General features: G+C 74.1%; 19 protein-coding genes and 1 tRNA gene. 9 read left to right on the top strand and 11 right to left on the bottom strand.

What is annotated here, in order from left to right:
* Positions 1-82: 82 nt before the first annotated feature.
* Positions 83-2,374 (top strand): heavy metal translocating P-type ATPase, encoded by a 2,292-nt coding sequence (locus tag FHS88_RS16950; protein WP_184486661.1) that lies wholly within the window; start codon positions 83-85, stop codon positions 2,372-2,374.
* 103 nt (positions 2,375-2,477) lie between these two features.
* Here FHS88_RS16950 and FHS88_RS16945 read toward each other — a convergent pair whose 3' ends face one another.
* The 7 genes from FHS88_RS16945 to FHS88_RS16915 are packed head-to-tail and all read right to left on the bottom strand — an operon-like array spanning position 2,478 to position 7,972.
* Positions 2,478-3,062: a hypothetical protein gene (locus FHS88_RS16945; protein ID WP_184486660.1), complete on the bottom strand. Its 585-nt coding sequence runs from the start codon at positions 3,060-3,062 to the stop codon at positions 2,478-2,480.
* Positions 3,059-3,436, bottom strand: coding sequence for a hypothetical protein (locus FHS88_RS16940; RefSeq protein WP_184486659.1), 378 nt, complete (start codon positions 3,434-3,436; stop codon positions 3,059-3,061). The genes FHS88_RS16945 and FHS88_RS16940 overlap by 4 nt, the downstream gene beginning before the upstream one ends.
* Positions 3,433-3,990 carry a hypothetical protein gene (locus FHS88_RS16935; RefSeq protein WP_184486658.1) on the bottom strand — a complete coding sequence of 186 codons (558 nt, stop codon included), beginning with the start codon at positions 3,988-3,990 and terminating at the stop codon, positions 3,433-3,435. Before FHS88_RS16935 ends, FHS88_RS16940 begins: the two co-directional genes overlap by 4 nt.
* Positions 3,991-4,050: 60 nt before the next feature.
* On the bottom strand, positions 4,051-5,139 hold the full coding sequence (locus FHS88_RS16930) for a DUF1190 domain-containing protein (RefSeq protein ID WP_184486657.1): 1,089 nt from the start codon (positions 5,137-5,139) through the stop codon (positions 4,051-4,053).
* 12 nt (positions 5,140-5,151) lie between these two features.
* Positions 5,152-5,577 (bottom strand): DUF350 domain-containing protein, encoded by a 426-nt coding sequence (locus FHS88_RS16925; protein ID WP_184486656.1) that lies wholly within the window; start codon positions 5,575-5,577, stop codon positions 5,152-5,154.
* A 24-nt stretch (positions 5,578-5,601) separates the two neighbouring features.
* A complete protein-coding gene (locus FHS88_RS16920; RefSeq protein ID WP_184486655.1) occupies positions 5,602-6,786 on the bottom strand; it encodes a glutathionylspermidine synthase family protein in 1,185 nt (394 codons plus the stop codon).
* A gap of 10 nt (positions 6,787-6,796) precedes the next feature.
* Positions 6,797-7,972 (bottom strand): glutathionylspermidine synthase family protein, encoded by a 1,176-nt coding sequence (locus FHS88_RS16915; RefSeq protein WP_184486654.1) that lies wholly within the window; start codon positions 7,970-7,972, stop codon positions 6,797-6,799.
* Between the two features lie 140 nt (positions 7,973-8,112).
* Here FHS88_RS16915 and FHS88_RS16910 point away from each other — a divergent pair, with 140 nt between their 5' ends.
* The 8 genes from FHS88_RS16910 to FHS88_RS16875 are packed head-to-tail and all read left to right on the top strand — an operon-like array spanning position 8,113 to position 14,758.
* Positions 8,113-8,568 carry a PTS sugar transporter subunit IIA gene (locus tag FHS88_RS16910; RefSeq protein WP_184486653.1) on the top strand — a complete coding sequence of 152 codons (456 nt, stop codon included), beginning with the start codon at positions 8,113-8,115 and terminating at the stop codon, positions 8,566-8,568.
* An 8-nt stretch (positions 8,569-8,576) separates the two neighbouring features.
* Complete coding sequence (locus tag FHS88_RS16905; protein ID WP_184486652.1) at positions 8,577-11,453, top strand: monovalent cation/H+ antiporter subunit A; 2,877 nt, start codon at positions 8,577-8,579, stop codon at positions 11,451-11,453.
* Positions 11,453-11,797 carry a Na+/H+ antiporter subunit C gene (locus tag FHS88_RS16900; RefSeq protein WP_184486651.1) on the top strand — a complete coding sequence of 115 codons (345 nt, stop codon included), beginning with the start codon at positions 11,453-11,455 and terminating at the stop codon, positions 11,795-11,797. The genes FHS88_RS16905 and FHS88_RS16900 overlap by 1 nt, the downstream gene beginning before the upstream one ends.
* The gene (locus tag FHS88_RS16895) at positions 11,794-13,374 is read left to right on the top strand and encodes a monovalent cation/H+ antiporter subunit D (protein ID WP_184486650.1); all 1,581 of its coding nucleotides are present in this window, start codon (positions 11,794-11,796) and stop codon (positions 13,372-13,374) included. The genes FHS88_RS16900 and FHS88_RS16895 overlap by 4 nt, the downstream gene beginning before the upstream one ends.
* Positions 13,371-13,862, top strand: coding sequence for a Na+/H+ antiporter subunit E (locus FHS88_RS16890; RefSeq protein WP_184486649.1), 492 nt, complete (start codon positions 13,371-13,373; stop codon positions 13,860-13,862). Before FHS88_RS16895 ends, FHS88_RS16890 begins: the two co-directional genes overlap by 4 nt.
* Positions 13,859-14,143 (top strand): K+/H+ antiporter subunit F, encoded by a 285-nt coding sequence (locus FHS88_RS16885; RefSeq protein WP_184486648.1) that lies wholly within the window; start codon positions 13,859-13,861, stop codon positions 14,141-14,143. Before FHS88_RS16890 ends, FHS88_RS16885 begins: the two co-directional genes overlap by 4 nt.
* Positions 14,140-14,499, top strand: a complete 360-nt coding sequence (mnhG, locus tag FHS88_RS16880; protein WP_184486647.1) for a monovalent cation/H(+) antiporter subunit G — start codon at positions 14,140-14,142, stop codon at positions 14,497-14,499. Before FHS88_RS16885 ends, mnhG begins: the two co-directional genes overlap by 4 nt.
* A 46-nt stretch (positions 14,500-14,545) precedes the next feature.
* Entirely contained in the window at positions 14,546-14,758 is a 213-nt protein-coding gene (locus FHS88_RS16875) for a hypothetical protein (RefSeq protein ID WP_184486646.1), read from the top strand.
* A gap of 28 nt (positions 14,759-14,786) precedes the next feature.
* Here FHS88_RS16875 and nusG read toward each other — a convergent pair whose 3' ends face one another.
* The 4 genes from nusG to FHS88_RS16855 all read right to left on the bottom strand — a co-directional run.
* Positions 14,787-15,323: a transcription termination/antitermination protein NusG gene (gene nusG / locus FHS88_RS16870; protein ID WP_184486645.1), complete on the bottom strand. Its 537-nt coding sequence runs from the start codon at positions 15,321-15,323 to the stop codon at positions 14,787-14,789.
* 15 nt (positions 15,324-15,338) lie between these two features.
* Positions 15,339-15,533 (bottom strand): preprotein translocase subunit SecE, encoded by a 195-nt coding sequence (gene secE, locus FHS88_RS16865; protein WP_184486644.1) that lies wholly within the window; start codon positions 15,531-15,533, stop codon positions 15,339-15,341.
* A gap of 81 nt (positions 15,534-15,614) precedes the next feature.
* A tRNA-Trp gene (locus FHS88_RS16860) sits at positions 15,615-15,691 on the bottom strand.
* A gap of 54 nt (positions 15,692-15,745) precedes the next feature.
* Positions 15,746-15,840: EF-Tu C-terminal domain-related protein (locus tag FHS88_RS16855; RefSeq protein WP_221244406.1), on the bottom strand; the 95-nt coding region annotated here is incomplete at its 5' end.

Here is a 15,840-nt window from a genome sequence, read left to right as displayed (position 1 = left end):
CGCCCGGCGCTGTCAACGGCGCAGCCCCGGGGCGGCGGCCGCCCCTCGCGCATCGCGGCGCATTCCGTGACATGCTGCGCCGATGCGTCGCTACCTCCTTCTCGCCTGGGTGATGGCCGGCCTCGTGGCGGGTGCGGTGCTGCATCTCGGCGGTCAGGCCGAGGCCGCCACCTGGATCTGGTCGGCGGCCGCCCTGCCGGTCGCGGCGCATGTCGCGGCCGGGCTGCTGCGCTCGCTGCTCGGCGGGCGGCTCGGGGTGGATGCGGTGGCGCTTGCCGCCATCCTCGGCGCGGTGGCGCTGGGCGAGACGGCGGCCGCCGCGGTGATCGGCCTCATGGTGGCCGGCGGGGAGGCGCTGGAAGCCTGGGCCGAAGGCCGCGCCACCGCGGCGCTGACCGAACTCGTCGCGCGCGCCCCGCGCCGCGCCGCGCGCATCGCCGGCGAGGCGATCGAGGAGGTGGACGTCGCCGTGCTTCGCCCCGGCGACATCGTGCTGGTGCGCCCCGGCGAGACGGTGCCGACCGACGGCGTGCTCGAGGACGAGGCGGCGAGCCTCGACGAAAGCGCCCTGACCGGCGAGGCGCTGCCGGTCATGCTCCGGCGCGGCGCCGCGCTGCGCAGCGGCGTCGTCAATGCCGGCCCCGCCTTCCGCCTGCGCGCGACGCGCGAGGCCGGCGCCTCCACCTACGCCGCCATCCTGCGCCTCGCGCAGGAGGCCGCGGCCGCCCGCGCGCCGCTCGCGCGCCTCGCGGACCGCTGGGCGGTCGGCTTCATCCTCTTCACCGCGGTGCTGGCCGGCGGCACCTGGGCCGCCACCGGCGACCCGGTGCGCGCGCTGGCGGTGCTGGTCGTCGCGACACCCTGCCCGCTGATCCTCGCCGCCCCGGTCGCGCTGGTCGCAGGCATCGGGCGGGCGGCGCGGCGGGGCATCGTGGTCAAGGGCGGCGGCGCGCTGGAACGCCTCGCCCGCGCGCGCAGCGTGCTGTTCGACAAGACCGGCACGCTGACGCCGGGCCGCCCGCGCCTCGCGGCGGTGGATGCCGATGCCGCGATCGGCCGCGATGCGGCGCTGCGCCTCGCCGCCGCGCTGGCGCAGGGCTCGACGCATCCGGTCTCGGTCGCGCTGGTCGCCGCGGCCGAGGCGCGCGGCCTCGCGCTGCCGCTGCCCGAATCCGTCGCCGAGGTTCCCGGCGGCGGCCTGACCGGCAGCGTGGAGGGCCACACGCTGATGCTCGGCGCGGAGGGCTTCCTGCATGCCGCCGGGCTCGATCCGCAGAATGGCTTCGGTGTCGCCGCGCAGGTCGCCGCCGCCGCGGGTTCGGTCGCCTGGCTCGCCGTGGATGGCCGCGTCGCCGCCGCCTTCGTCATGGCCGACGGGATGCGGCAGGAGGCCCCGCGCGCCATCCGCCGCCTGCGCGCCCTCGGCATCCGGCGCATCGTGCTGCTGACCGGCGACCGCGCGGCGGCGGCGGCGCCGATCGGGCGGGCGCTGCGCCTGGATGCGGTGCTGGCCGGCCAGTCGCCGGCCGACAAGATCGCGGCGGTGCGCGCGGAATCGGCCGCGGCGCCGAGCGTGATGGTCGGCGACGGCGTGAACGACGCGCCCGCGCTGGCCGCCGCCGATGTCGGCATCGCCATGGGCGCGCACGGCACCGCCGCTGCCGCCGAGGCCGGCGATGTCGTGCTGCTGGTGGACCGCGTGGACCGGGTGGCGGAGGCGATCGCCATCGCCCGCCGCTCCCGTCGCGTCGCCTTCGCGGCGATCGCGCTCGGCATGGGCATGTCGGGCGTCGCCATGGGCGTGGCCGCGGCGGGCTGGCTGACGCCGCTCGCCGGCGCGCTGGTGCAGGAGGCGATCGATGTCTTCGCCATCCTCTACGCTCTGACCGCGCTGCGGCCCGGGGCCGACGAGGCGGCGCAGGGCGCGCTCTCGCCCGAGGCGGGCCTCGCCGAACGGCAGCACGAGCATGCCGGGCTGAGGCAGATCGCCGACGCGCTGCGCGAGGCGGCCGAGCGCATCGGCCCGGCGCGGGAGGAGCGCGCCCGCCTCGCCGCGCTCGAGGCGCGGCTGCGCGGCGAGATGCTGCCGCACCAGCACGAGGAGGAGCGCGCGCTCTACCCCGAGGCGGCGCGCCGCCTCGGCGGGCAGGACCCCATGGCGCCGCTGGTGCGGATGCATGCGGAGATGGAATCGCTCGTCGAACGCATCGGCACGCTGCTGCGCCTTGGCGACGACGACGCATCCTGGCGCGCCGCCGTGCCGGAGTTGCGGCGCAGCCTCTTCGCGCTGGAGGCGCTGCTGCGCCTGCACCTGACCGTGGAGGAGGAGATGATGGCCGCCGTCTCGGCCGAGGCGCCGCGCCACGCGGCGTGATCGCCGGCGGCGGCGGGTCCGGCCTTCGCCCCCCGGTCTGCGTCCACGCCTTCGGGCAGCCGGATGCGCCGGGTGAGGTCAACGCGCCCGATCCGGCCGCGCCCTACCCGCGCGCGCGGTGCCGGTGCGCCTGCGCGCCGCCCCAGCCGGCGCGCTGCACGCGCCGCCGCTCGATCTCCACCCGCAGCCCGACGGGGTCGCCGACCAGCTCGATCAGCCGGTCGAGTTGCGCCTGCTCGACACCGATGCCCGCGGCGCTGCCGCGCGCCCCGCGCGTGGTGCCGTGCAGCAGGATCGGGCTGTCCCCCTGCTCGGGCGCGAGGATCAGCGCGCTGCGGCCGAGCGCGCCGGCGAGCGTCCGCGCCAGGCGCGCATCGCCCGTCCCGAACGCGTCCTCGCCCGAGAGATCCACCGCGGCGAGCACGCGGTAGCTGCCGCTGCCGCGCACGGGCGCCGGCACCGCGGTCATGCCGGCCGGCGGATCCCAGGTGGCCCAGTAGGGGCCGAAGGCCACGCTCCGGTCGCGCTGCAGCGTCATGCGCGGCTCGTCCTGGCCGGGCAAGGGGCCGATCACGAGGCGCGTGCCCTCGGCGCGCACCCAGTCGCCACGCCGGGCCGCGCGCAGCTCCCGGACGGCCATCAGCACCAGGCCCACGGCCCCCGCGACGAAGAGGAAGCCGAGGATCATCGCGGCACCGCCTGCGGCCGGTCGGGCGCGCTGCTGCTGCTGCTGCCTCCGCCCTGGGCCGGGGCGGGCTGCGGCAGCCGGGGCATGCCGGTGGTCGCGGGGCTCGGCGCCGCGGGCAGGGCCCGCATCCGCGTCTCCGCATCGAGGCGCATGCGCAGCGAAAGATCCGGGTTGCCGTCGGTGGCGGGCGCCCAGTAGCGGATGCCGCTGGGCGACGCCGGCGGCGGCGCCTGCACCGCCATGGCCGCGGCCTCGACGAAGGCGCGGTCGGTTTCGGCACGGTTCCACCGGCCGATGGCGACCAGCAGGCCGCCAAGGAACATCAGCCCCGCGGCGGCGACCAGGAACAGGCGGACGGGCGTGAGATTCCTCATGCCGTGGCCCCTCCCGCCGCGCCCTGCGCGAGCTGGCGCGCAAGCGCCTCGGCCTCGGCGGCGGCGGCGGCGTCGCCCGCGGCCAGCCGGGGCAGCAGGCGCGGCAGCTCCCGCGCGAGCGCGCGGCGCGCCTCGCCATCCGGGGCCGCGGCGCCGGCCTGGAGCAGCGCCCGCGCCGCCGTGCCCTCGCGCCCGCCCATGGCAGGGGCCGCGCCGGCGAGCTCGGCGAGCAGCACCGGCAGCGTCGCGGCCTGCAGCGCGAGCCGCGCCGGCTCGGGCAGTCCGGCGGGCGGCGGTGGCGGCGGCGCGCGCTCCGGCTTGGCCTTGTTGCCCATCAGCCAGTCATCGAGGGCGCGCGCCGGCGGGCCGGCCGCCAGCAGGGCGATGAACACCCCGACCGCCGGCAGCAGGAGCACCGCGAGCCAGTAGCCGCCCCCGGAGGGCGGCACGAGCGTGCCGGCCAGCAGCAACCCGAGCCCGGAGAGCATCAGCGCGCCGACGATGCGCCACTGCCCGGTGGTGAACAGCGCGGGGGCCGCCGCGACGCGCGGCACGCCGGCACCTCCCGCCGCCCTCCGTTCCGCCCGGTTCCCGCGCGCATCCGAGGCCATGGCTCAGCCCCCCGAGGAATAGGCGCGGCCGGTCGAGCCGAAACCCGCGCGGGAGATGGTCGAGGCCGGGCGCGAGACGGTCGTGCCGGTCACGCCCGTGGTCGGGCGGCCGGTATAGACCGCCATGCGGTTCGCGGTGGCGAGGCGGCGCGTGCTGCTGTCCCAGGCCTGCAGCGGCCCGGTGCCGGTGGCGGGGCGATAGGCGGCGGTGGGCCGCCGGTCGCCGGTCCAGGTCCATCCCTGGTAGCGCGGCCCGATGCCCCGCGCGTAGGAGGAGCGGTAGCCGGAGTTGTACAGCACCCACCAGCCCGCCCTCGGGCTGCCTGTGCTGCCGGAGGCGCCGCCGCCGCCCTGCGTCGCGGGCGGCGCCTCGGCCACGGCCATGCTGAGCGCCTCCTCGGGCAGCTCGACCTCGACGCATTGCGACCAGACGGCGCGGCAGGATGCGGAGGTGGCGAAGCGATTGGGCAGCGGCACGTCGGAGCGGTCGCAGGATTGCCATTCGGCGCGGCAGGTCGCCTCGTCCGGATAGATCGGGGCGAGCTGGTAGTAGAGGTTCATCAGCGAGGATTGCGGGCGCGGCCCGAAGGGCAGCTCGACGCGGTCCACCACCCGCGGCGGGGGCTGGGTGGCGAGTTCCCCGCGCACCGGCAGCGCCGGCTCGGGCAGCGCCCAGAGGCGGTTGTCCTTGTCGCGCAGCACGGGCTGGTAGCGGCGGTCGTCCGGCGCCGCGCGGATCCAGCCGATGAGCGAGGGGCGCCAGATGGGCGGCGTGGCGGCGAGCGTCTCGCCCTCGCAGGCGCCGCGGCCGAACACCGTCTCGCAGGCGGCGACGGTGCGGAAGTCCGGGCGCGAGGCCGCGTGCTCGCGCGCGATCACCTGTTCGAGCACGTCGCAGCGCGCGGGGTCCTGGGAGAGGCGCCGGTGCGCCGCGCGGCAGGCGTCGAGCCGCGCCTCGGTCTGCCCGGGCAGGTCGGGCGGCGGCGTCTCGTCGCAGCCCGCCGCGCCGAGGCCGATCGTGACCAGCGCGGCGGCCCGCACCGTGCGGGATCGCCGGCGGGGCGGGGCGGGCGGGTCGGCGTCGCGCGGCATCGGCCCGGCCCCTCAGCCCGACATGACCGCGTTGTTCAGGATGCCGGCGCCGATCTGCATGAAGGCGATGAAGACGGCCCCGCCGCCGACCTGGTTCGCCTCGATCTCCTGCTTCAGCCGGCCCTCGAGCAGCGTGGTCAGGATCAGGTGGACCACGAGCTGCACGGCAACCGCGACGATGCACCATATCACCTGGTCGAGCGGCCCGGCCGCCGAGCGCGCCACCGCGGCGATGGGCAGCACCATGCCGATCGCCTTGCCGCCGAAGGCCAGCGCGCAGGGCGTGTTGCCCGCGCGCAGCAGCGTCAGTTCCGCATGCGGCGTGATCATCGAGACGACCACGAGCCCCGCCACCCAGAAGACGAGGCCGAGCGAGAAGGCGATCAGGAAGCTCAGGAAGGTCGCGGGGAAGTAGGCCAGGATCTCGGCGGCGGTCATGCGGGGCGTCCCTGTCTTGGCGCGTCAGCCGCGCAGGATGTGGGGCACGAAGCGCGCGGCCGGGCCGGTGACCGGCCCGCGCGATTCGCGGAAGGAGAGCCCGGCCGCCTGCCCGCCGACCATCCAGACGGAGACGGCGCAATGCATCTCGCGCCGCCCGGCGCGGAAGACCGGCAGCGGGCAGGGCGCCTGGTAGAGCAGCGGCCCCATCTCCTCCTCCGGCACCGCGCCGATGGGCTGGCCGGGGAGGTAGACATGCTCCCCGTCCCAGCCGCGGCGGGGCTTGGCGACCCACTCGCCCTGCGGCGGGCGGTCGAGGAAGGTGGGCAGCAGGTTCGGCGCGTTGGGGAACATGTGCCAGAGCAGCGCCATCATGGTCTTGTCGGCCAGCAGCCGCACCCAGGCGCCGGGATAGATGCGCGTGCGGGAGGCGGGCACGACCTCGATGTTCGGCTCCTCCTCCATCCAGTCCCAGGGGTAGATCTTGATCAGCGCCTCGAGCGGCTCGTCGCGGTCGTCGGTGAAGCGCTGGGCATCGAGGTCCCAGCCGACCTGCTCGATCGAGCAGATGCGCGCCGCGAGGTTCGATTTCGCCGCGATCTCGGCGAGGAACTGCGCGTCGAAATGCTCGGTGGTGTCGGCCGGGCGGCCGTTCGGCTCCGTCTCCCCGCCGCAGGCGATGGCGAAGCGCGAGGGCAGGCCGATCTTCGGGATGTGCTCCGAGAGTTTCTCGTAGAGCAGGTTCTCCTGCGAATCCGACTTGCGTCCCTCGGCCTCCTGCCAGGCCTCGAACCATTCCCACTGCACGAAGGAGGCTTCCGCGAGGCCGAAGGGCGAATCCGCCTCGTAGTCCATCAGCATGGGCGTGCCGTCGGGGGCGAAGGAGAAGTCCATCCGCCCGTAGAGCGGCGCGTCCTTGGCCCGCCAGGACTGCGTGATGGCGGTGCGCATCGCCGGGTTGGCGATGCCGAAATAGGCGAAGTCGCCGCTGGCGACGAGTTCCTCCACCGCCTGGTAGCAGCGCTTCTGGATGCCGTTGGCGGCATCGAGCAGCGCCTCGGCCGCCGCCTCGCCGATCACATAGGCGGCGTCCGTCACCCACCAGGGCTCGCCCTCGGCATTGGGCACGTCGAGGGTGAGCTCGCGCAGCCGCGCCATGAAGCTCGAGGGCGTGCGGACCGGCTCGCGGCTGAAGGGCGGGTAGGCCATGGCGGCGCGGCTAGAGGATCACATGGGGCACGAAACGGTCCTCGAAGGTCGTCACCCTGTCGTCCCCCTCCCGGATCCCGAGGCCGGCCGGCTCGTCGCCCACCATCCACACGCCCATGACGGGGTAGGCGAGGCCGTCCGGCGTCGCGTGTCCCGGCAGGGGCGACCATTGTTGCCAGATCGTAGGGGATGGAGGCAAACCCTCCGCGATCTCGGTCGATTCATCGGCCTCGGTCCCCTCCACCTGCATCCCGTATCCCTCGAGCCCCAGCGCCGGCTTGCCGATCGCCGGCCCCTCGATCGCCGCGCGGTCGAGCGAGGCCGGCAGCAACAGAGGATGGCCCGGGAACATCTCCCAGAGCGTGACCAGGATCGCCTTGCTCGCATGCAGCATCCGCCGGGCGGGCTCGATCCAGCGCGTCCGCCCGAGCGGCAGCAGCCGCCCGCCTTCCTCGAAGTCGAGCCAGTCCCAGGGATAGAGCTTGAAGCAGGCGGAGAGCGGCACGCCCTCGGGGGTGACGAAGCCGGCCTCCTCCTGCCAGGAGATGTCGTCCACCGGCAGGAACGCGGCCTCGTGCCCGGCGGCGCGGGCGGTCGCCATCAGGTAGGCGACGAGCGCGATCTCGTCCTCGCGCTCGCGCTCGGCGGCGAAGTGGATGAGGCGCGGCAGGCCCATCTCAGGCCAGCGCGCCACCAGCGCGTCGTCGATCGCGTTCCACTGGTCGGTCCCCGGTCGCGTGTCCGGGCCGGGGGGCGTCTCCTCGAACCAGGCGAGCTGGACCACCGCCGCCTCGAGCAGCGCGGCCGGGGTCTCGGCGTTGAACTCGAAGAGCTTGATCGAGCCGTCCACGGGGTCGAGGCGGAAATCGAAGCGGCCATAGAGCGATGGCTCGCCGAGCCGGTGGGACTGCTCGACCAGCGCCGCGAGGCGCGGGGTGAAGCCGAAGGCGGCGTAGTCGCCGCGCGCGACGACGCGATCCACCGCGGCGGCGATCATGCCGCCGAGTTCGCGCGCGGCCGCCTCCATGCGCGCCACCGCCTCCGGCGTCAGCACGTAGCAGGCATCGCGCGCCCAGTATTCGCGGCCCTCGGGCGAATGGAAGCAGAAGCCGAGCGCCTCGGCGCGGAGCGGGAAGGCGTCGTCGCGGCGGAGGCTGCGGCGGGCGATGGCGGGCGGGCGCGGCATGGTCGGCTGCGCGCATTACGGCGCGGATCCGTCGCGATTGCCAGCGCGGGACGATTCCGCTAGCCGCTGAGGCGAGGGCGCGTGCGCGGGCGCAGCCCGCTCATGGCCGCACGGCCCGCCGCACCGCCGGGGAGCGACGCATGGTGACCACGGACCGCATCACCGCCGGGGACGTCATCCTCGGCCTCGACGTCGGCAGCAAGCGCGCGCTGATCGGCGCGCTGGCCGCCGAGGCGGCGCGCCGCACCGGGCGGCCCGAGGAGGAGATCCTTGAGGCGCTGAACGCGCGCGAGAGGCTCGGCTCCACCGGCCTCGGCCGCGGCGTCGCGCTGCCGCACGCGCAGCTTCCGGGCGACACGCCGCCGGTGATGCTGCTCGCGCGCCTTGCCCGCCCCGTGGACTACGAGGCGCGCGACGACGAGCCGGTGGACCTCGTCATCCTCGTGCTCTGGCCGCAGGCCTCGCCCGAGGGCTTCCTGCCCGCGCTGTCGGAAACCTGCCGGGCGCTGCGCGACCCGGCATCGCTCCGCCGGCTGCGCGCGGCCGCCACGGCCGAGGACGTCGCCGCGCTGCTCGACCCGCGCGCGGCCGGCTGAGGGGCGCGATGCCCGACGCGCTGCTGCTCCTCGCGCTGCTGCTGCTGCCCTTCGCCGGCTCGGTCGTGGCCGCGGCGCTGCCGCGCCATGCCGGCGGCGCGGCCGCGGCGGTGGCCGGGGCGGTCGCGATCGGCGCGCTCGCGCTCGTCTGGGTGGCCTACCCTGCCGTCTCGGCGGGCACGGTGCTGCGCGCCGAGTTCGCCTGGATGCCCTCGCTCGGGCTCAATCTCGTGCTGCGGCTCGACGGCTTCGCCTGGCTCTTCGCCGGGCTCGTCACGGGCATCGGCGCGCTCGTCGTGCTCTATGCACGCTACTACATGGACCCGGGCGACCCGGTGCCGCGCTTCTTCGCCTTCCTGCTCGCCTTCATGGGGGCGATGCTCGGGGTCGTCACCGCGGGCAACCTGATCCAGCTCGCCTTCTTCTGGGAGCTGACGAGCCTCTTCTCCTTCCTGCTGGTCGGCTACTGGCATCACACCCAGGCGGCGCGCGACGGCGCGCGCATGGCGCTGACCATCACCGCGGCGGGCGGGCTGGCGCTGTTCGCGGGCGTGCTGGTGCTTGGGCACATCGTCGGCAGCTACGACCTCGATGCGCTGCTCGCCGCGGGCGATGCGGTGCGCGAGCACGCGCTCTACGCCCCGGCGCTGGTCCTGCTGCTGCTCGGCGCGCTGACGAAGAGCGCGCAGTTCCCCTTCCATGTCTGGCTGCCGCAGGCGATGGCAGCGCCGACGCCCGTCTCGGCCTATCTGCATTCCGCGACGCTGGTGAAGCTCGGCGTGTTCCTGCTCGTGCGCGTCTGGCCGGTGATGGGCGGCACCGATGCCTGGGTGTGGACGGTCGGGCTCGCGGGCCTCGTGACCATGCTTGTCGGCGCCTACATCGCGATCTTCCAGGACGACCTCAAGGGGCTGCTGGCCTATTCGACCATCAGCCATCTCGGGCTCATCGTCCTGCTGCTCGGGCTCAAGAGCGAGCTGGCGCTGGTCGCGGCGATCTTCCACGTCGTCAACCACGCGGCCTTCAAGTGCTCGCTGTTCATGGCGGCCGGCATCATCGACCACGAGACCGGCACGCGCGACATCCGGCGCCTGTCGGGGCTGAACCGGCTGATGCCCTTCACCGGGCGGCTCGCGCTGGTGGCGGCCGCGGCGATGGCGGGTGTGCCGCTGCTCAACGGCTTCATCTCGAAGGAGATGTTCTTCGCCGAGGCGCTGTCCGCCGAGGTGCCGGTCCATCCGCTGCTGAACGTGCTGCCGCTCGCGGCGATGACGGCGAGCGCCTTCTCGGTCGCCTATTCACTGCGCTTCATCCACGGCACCTTCTTCGGGCCCGACCCGCAGGGCCTGCCGCGCACGCCGCACGAACCGCCGACCTGGATGCGCTTCCCGGTCGAGATCCTGGTCCTGACCTGCATCATGGTGGGGATGCTGCCGGCCGCGACGGTCGGGCCCTATCTCGACGTCGCGGCGCGCGCGGTGCTCGGCCCCGCGACGCCGGCCTACAGCCTCGCGGTCTGGCATGGCATCAACCTGCCGCTGGTGATGAGCATCATCGCGCTCGCCGCGGGGGCGGCGATCTATGCCGCGCTGCACCGGCGCCTGCGGGAGGGCATGGACGGGCCGCCGCTGATCCGCCGCCTCGATGCGCGGCGCATCTTCGAGCAGGCGATGGTCGCGATCTCCTGGCGCCTCGCGCGGCGGCTCGAGCGCATCCTCGGCACGCAGCGCCTGCAGCCGCAGGTCCGCCTGCTGTTCGGCGCGGCGATCGCGGCCGGCTTCGCCGCCGCGCTGCTGCGCGGCGTGGGGCCGGGCAACCTCGCGCCGGCGCCGGTGGATCCGGTGCTCGCGCTGCTGTGGGTGGTCGGCGCCGGCTGCGCGCTGGGTGCCGCATGGCGGGCGAAGTTCCATCGGCTTGCCGCGGTGATGCTCTCGGGCGGCGCGGGCCTCGTGGTGGTGGTCACCTTCGTCTGGTTCTCGGCGCCGGACCTCGCGATCACGCAGCTCACGGTCGAGATCGTGACCACCGTGCTGCTGCTGCTCGGCCTGCGCTGGCTGCCCAAGCGCGTCGAGGTGCCGGGCGAGCGCGGCCCGGAGGTGCTGACGCGCACGCGCCGCCTGCGCGACCTCCTGATCGCCGTCGCGGCGGGCGGCGGCATGGCGATGCTCGCCTGGCTGGTGATGACGCGCACGCCGGCCGACCTGCTCGCGCGGCATTTCCTCGCGCGCGCCTACACCGAGGGCGGCGGCACCAACGTGGTCAATGTCATCCTGGTGGATTTCCGCGGCTTCGACACGCTGGGCGAGATCTTCGTCGTCGCCGCCGTCGCGCTTGCCACCTTCGCGCTGCTGCGCCGCTTCCGCCCCGCGCCGGACAGCCTCGAACTGCCCGAGCAGCAGCGCGACGCCGACGGCGCGGCGGGCCCGCAGACGGGCTGGATGGTCGTGCCCTTCCTGCTCGCGCGGCTCGTCTTCCCGCTGATCGTGATCGTCGCCGCCTTCCTGCTGCTGCGCGGGCACGACCAGCCGGGCGGCGGCTTCGCGGCCGGGATGGTCGTCGCGATCGGCGTGCTGCTGCTCTACATCATCGGCGGCGCGGACTGGACGGAGGACCGGCTGCGCTTCCTGCGCCCTGTCGCCTGGATCGGCACGGGGCTCCTGCTCGCCACCGGCACGGGGCTGGCCGCTCTCTTCTTCGGCAGGCCGTTCCTGACCACCTACTTCGCCTATGCCGAGCTGCCGCTGATCGGCAAGGTGCCGACCGCGAGCGCGCTGATCTTCGACATCGGCGTCTTCGCCCTCGTGGTCGGCGCGACGCTGCTGATGCTGGTCGCGCTTGCGCACCAGTCGGTGCGCGCGCATCGCCGCCGAACGGAGGAGGGGTGATGGAACTCGTCGTCTCCCTCGGCATCGGCGTACTGGCGGGCTCGGGCGTGTGGCTGCTGATGCGGCCGCGCACCTTCCAGGTCATCATCGGGCTCTCGCTGCTCGGCTACGCGGTCAACCTCTTCATCTTCTCGACCGGCGTGCTGCGCAGCGGCGCGGCGGCGATCCTCTCTCCCGGCGAGGTCGGGTCCATCGACCGCTACGCCGACCCCCTGCCGCAGGCGCTGGTGCTGACCGCCATCGTGATCGGCTTCGCCACCACGGCGCTGATGCTGGTGGTGCTGCTCGCCGCGCGCGGCCTGACGCGCAGCGACCATGTGGACGGGCGGGAGCCGGAGCGATGAGCACCTTGCTCGACCACCTCGTCATCGCGCCCATCCTCGTGCCGATGCTGGCGGGCATCGCGACGATCCTGATCGGCGAGCGCTCCCGTGTCTTGACGATCGCGACCGGCTTCGCCTCCGTCATCGGGCTGGTCGTGCTCGCCGCGGCGCTGCTCATCCTCTCGGACGAGCCGGTGGCGCGCGCCTACCGGCTCGGCGACTGGCCGGCGCTGTTCGGGATCGTGCTCGTGCTCGACCGGCTGGCGGCGCTGATGCTGATGCTCGCCGCGCTGCTCGGCCTCGCGGCCTTCTCCTTCTCGCTCGGGCGATGGGCGAGGGCGGGGGCGCATTTCCATCCGCTGTTCCAGTTCCAGCTCATGGGGCTGAACGGCGCCTTCCTCGCCGGCGACATCTTCAACCTCTTCGTCTTCTTCGAGGTCATGCTCGCCGCCTCCTACGGGCTCGCGCTGCACGGCTCCGGCACGGCGCGAGTGCGCGCGGGGCTGCACTACATCGTCATCAACCTGGTCGCCTCGGCCTTCTTCCTCGTCGGCGTCAGCGTGCTCTACGGTGTGGCCGGCACGCTCAACATGGCGGACCTCGCGGCGCGCATCCGCATGCTGGAGGCGGAGGACCGCGGGCTGGTCGAGGCCGGTGCCGCGATCCTTGGCATCGCCTTCCTCACCAAGGCCGCGATCTGGCCGCTCGGCTTCTGGCTGCCCGCCACCTATGCCGCGGCGAGCACGCCCGCCGCGGCGATCATGTCCATCCTGTCCAAGGTCGGCATCTACGCCGTGCTGCGGATGTGGCTGCTGCTGTTCGGCGACGGCGCGGGCCTGTCGCAGGGCTTCGCCGGCGCCGTGCTGACGATCGGCGGGCTCGCAACACTCGCCTTCGGCTCGGTCGCCGTGCTGGCGACGCAGAACCTCGCGCGGCTCGCGGGGGCGAGCGTGCTGGTCTCCTCCGGCACGCTGCTCGCGGCGATCGGCGCGGGAGAGGCGGCGGTGACCGGCGGCGCGCTGTTCTACATGACGAGCTCGGTGCTCGCGATCGGCGCGCTGTTCCTGCTGATCGAACTGGTCGAGCGGGGGCGCGATGTCGGCGCGGACGTGCTCGCCGTCACGCGCGAGGCCTTCGGCACGCCGGAGGAGGAGCCGCCCGCGGAGGAGGCCGAGGTCGGCATCGCCATCCCCGGCACCCTCGCGATGCTCGGCTTCGCCTTCCTCGCCTGCGCGCTGCTGCTCGCCGGGCTGCCGCCGCTCTCGGGCTTCCTCGCGAAGTTCGCGATCCTCGCGCCGCTGCTCGGCCCCGGGCCCGTGCCGGCGACGAGCTGGGTGCTGCTCGCCGCGCTGGTGCTCTCGGGGCTTGCCACCATCATCGCCATGACCCGCACCGGCATCGAGGTGTTCTGGGCGGCGCCCGAGGGCACGGCGCCGCGCGTCGCGGTGGTGGAGATCGCGCCGGTCGCGGGCCTGCTGCTGCTCACGGTGGCGCTGACGCTCGCGGCCGGCCCGGCGATGGAGTTCATGCAGCGCACGGCCGAGGCGCTGCACGCCCCGCAGGGCTATCTGCGCGGCGTGCTGGGCGGGCCGCCGTGACGCGGCTGCTGCCCTATCCCGTCGCGGCGGCGGCGATGCTGCTCGCCTGGCTGCTGCTGATCGGCAGCGCCGGGCCGGGGGCGGTCCTGCTCGGCCTCCTCTTCGCGGCCGGCGGGGCCTGGCTGCTCGCCGTGCTCGGCGTGCCGCCCGGGCGGCTGCGGCGCGTCGCGGCGGCATCGCGGCTGCTCGGCATCGTGCTGGTCGAGGTGTTCCGCTCCAACAACGCGGTGGCGCGCATCATCCTCGCCCGCCGCGATGCGCGCGAAAGGCGTTCGGGCTTCGTGCGCGTGCGGCTGGAGATGCGCAGCCAGTACGGCCTCGCCGCGCTCGCCTGCATCCTGACGGCCACACCCGGCACGGTCTGGGTGGATTACGATGCGCGGGACGGCACGATGCTGCTGCATGTGCTCGACCTGATCGACGAGGAGGAATGGGTCCGCATCATCAAGGACCGGTGGGAGCGGCGGCTGATGGAGATCTTCGAATGAGCGCGGCGATCCTCGGCGCGGCGGTGTTCGCGGCGCAGGTGATGCTCGCCGCCGCGATGGGCTGCGCCGCCCTGCGGCTGGCCTGGGGGCCGCGGGCGCAGGACCGCGTGCTGGCCCTCGACACGCTCTACGTGAACGCGGCCATGCTGCTGCTGGTCTTCGGCATCCGCAGCGGCAGCACGCACTACTTCGAGGCGGCCCTCATCATCGCGCTGCTCGGCTTCGTGGCGACCGCAGCACTCGCGAAATTCCTCATGCGCGGCGAGGTGATCGAGCAATGAGCGGCGCCGAGGATCTCCCGCTCTGGGCGGCGCTGCCGGTCGCCGCGCTGCTGATCGCGGGCGCGGCGCTCGGCCTGATCGGCTCGATCGGCCTCGTGCGGCTGCGCGATTTCTACGAGCGCGTGCACGCGCCGACGCTCGCCACCACGCTCGGCATCGGCTTCATCCTGCTCGCCTCGATGCTGCATTTCTCGGTGCTGCAGTCGCGGCCGGTGCTGCACGAACTGCTGATCACCGCCTTCGTCGTGATCACGACGCCGGTCACGCTGATGGTGCTGGCGCGCGCCGCGCTGACCCGCGACAGGCGCGAGGGCGAGCCGAACGTGCCGCCGGCGGGCACGGGAAGGCAGCCTTGAGCGCCGCCCCCACGCGCCTCGCGCCCCGGCGGGCAGGCAGGCCGCGGTGACGACCGACGCGCCGCGCGCGCTCGTGCTCGACCTCGTGGCCTTCGTGGCCGCCCGGCCACGGCCCCATGCCGAGGTGATGGAGGCCTGGCGGACGAACTGCCCGCGGCTGACGGTCTGGGAGGATGCGCTGGAGGCTGGCCTCGTGCGCGTGCAGGACGGCCTGGTCCACGCCACCGAGGCGGGGCGCCGCGCGCTCGCCGCGCGTTGAGGCGCGGGGGCTTCAGGCCCCCGGCGCGTCAGAGCTTCTCGACCTGCCCGTATTCCAGATCCACCGGCGTCGAGCGGCCGAAGATCGAGACCGAGACCTTCACGCGGCCCTTCTCCTCGTCCACTTCCTCGACCACGCCGTTGAAGGAGGTGAAGGGTCCGTCGGCGACGCGCACCTGCTCGCCCACCTCGAACACCACGGCGGGCTTGCGCGGCTTCTCCACGCCCTCCTGCACCTGCTTCAGCAGGCGCTCGGCCTCGCTGGCCGGGACGGGCTGGGGCTTGTTGCGGCTGCCGAGGAAGCCGGTGACCTTGGGCGTGTCCTTGACGAGGTGCCAGGCCTCGTCGGTCATTTCCATCTTCACCAGCACATAGCCGGGGAAGAACTTCCGGTCGGTGTCCACCTTCTGCCCGCGCCGGACTTCGGTCACCTGCTCGGTCGGGACCAGCACCTCGTCGAACTTGTCCGCGAGGCCCTTCTGCGCGGCCTGCTGCTTGATCTGCTCGGCGATCTTCTTCTCGAAGCCCGAATAGACGTGAACGACGTACCACTTCTTCTCGGCCACGGTGCCGTTCCCCCTTCAGCCGATTCCGAAAACCCAGCGCATGACCAGCTGGATCAGCTGGTCCACCACCAGGAAGAACAGCGCCGCCAGCGCGGACATGGCCAGCACGAGGCCGGTCGTGACCAGGGTCTCCTTGCGGGAGGGCCAGGTCACGCGGCTCACTTCCTGGCGGACTTCCCGGACGAACTGTGCCGGATCGAACTTGGCCAAGTCGGTGTCCTCTGGAACGACGGCGGGCGGCGACCCGGAAGCGGGCCACCACCCGGACGCGTACGCTAGATGGTGCTGCGGTGGCAGGGGCGGAGGGTCTCGAACCCCCAACCTCCGGTTTTGGAGACCGGCGCTCTAGCCAATTGAGCTACGCCCCTTGCGTCCCGCCGCCGTGACATAGCGCCGCGGCGGCGGGCAGGCAAACGCGGCGATTACGCCACGATCTTGGCGACGACGCCGGCGCCGACGGTGCGGCCGCCCTCGCGGATGGCGAAGCGCAGGCCCTCGTCCATGGCGATCGGCGCGA

Source organism: Neoroseomonas alkaliterrae (assembly GCF_014199195.1).
GTDB lineage: Bacteria > Pseudomonadota > Alphaproteobacteria > Acetobacterales > Acetobacteraceae > Neoroseomonas > Neoroseomonas alkaliterrae.
This window is presented reverse-complemented; position numbering and strand designations above follow the sequence as displayed.

Excerpts from the sequence above, each read along its gene's own strand:
- FHS88_RS16930 (WP_184486657.1), bottom strand. The coding sequence starts at position 5,139 with ATGCCGCGCGACGCCGACCCGCCCGCCCCGCCCCGCCGGCGATCCCGC.
- FHS88_RS16940 (WP_184486659.1), bottom strand. The coding sequence starts at position 3,436 with ATGAGGAATCTCACGCCCGTCCGCCTGTTCCTGGTCGCCGCCGCGGGG.
- mnhG (WP_184486647.1), top strand. The coding sequence starts at position 14,140 with ATGAGCGGCGCCGAGGATCTCCCGCTCTGGGCGGCGCTGCCGGTCGCC.
- FHS88_RS16885 (WP_184486648.1), top strand. The coding sequence starts at position 13,859 with ATGAGCGCGGCGATCCTCGGCGCGGCGGTGTTCGCGGCGCAGGTGATG.
- FHS88_RS16905 (WP_184486652.1), top strand. The coding sequence starts at position 8,577 with ATGCCCGACGCGCTGCTGCTCCTCGCGCTGCTGCTGCTGCCCTTCGCC.
- FHS88_RS16900 (WP_184486651.1), top strand. The coding sequence starts at position 11,453 with ATGGAACTCGTCGTCTCCCTCGGCATCGGCGTACTGGCGGGCTCGGGC.
- FHS88_RS16895 (WP_184486650.1), top strand. The coding sequence starts at position 11,794 with ATGAGCACCTTGCTCGACCACCTCGTCATCGCGCCCATCCTCGTGCCG.
- FHS88_RS16920 (WP_184486655.1), bottom strand. The coding sequence starts at position 6,786 with ATGGCCTACCCGCCCTTCAGCCGCGAGCCGGTCCGCACGCCCTCGAGC.
- FHS88_RS16945 (WP_184486660.1), bottom strand. The coding sequence starts at position 3,062 with ATGATCCTCGGCTTCCTCTTCGTCGCGGGGGCCGTGGGCCTGGTGCTG.
- FHS88_RS16915 (WP_184486654.1), bottom strand. The coding sequence starts at position 7,972 with ATGCCGCGCCCGCCCGCCATCGCCCGCCGCAGCCTCCGCCGCGACGAC.
- FHS88_RS16910 (WP_184486653.1), top strand. The coding sequence starts at position 8,113 with ATGGTGACCACGGACCGCATCACCGCCGGGGACGTCATCCTCGGCCTC.
- FHS88_RS16950 (WP_184486661.1), top strand. The coding sequence starts at position 83 with ATGCGTCGCTACCTCCTTCTCGCCTGGGTGATGGCCGGCCTCGTGGCG.
- FHS88_RS16925 (WP_184486656.1), bottom strand. The coding sequence starts at position 5,577 with ATGACCGCCGCCGAGATCCTGGCCTACTTCCCCGCGACCTTCCTGAGC.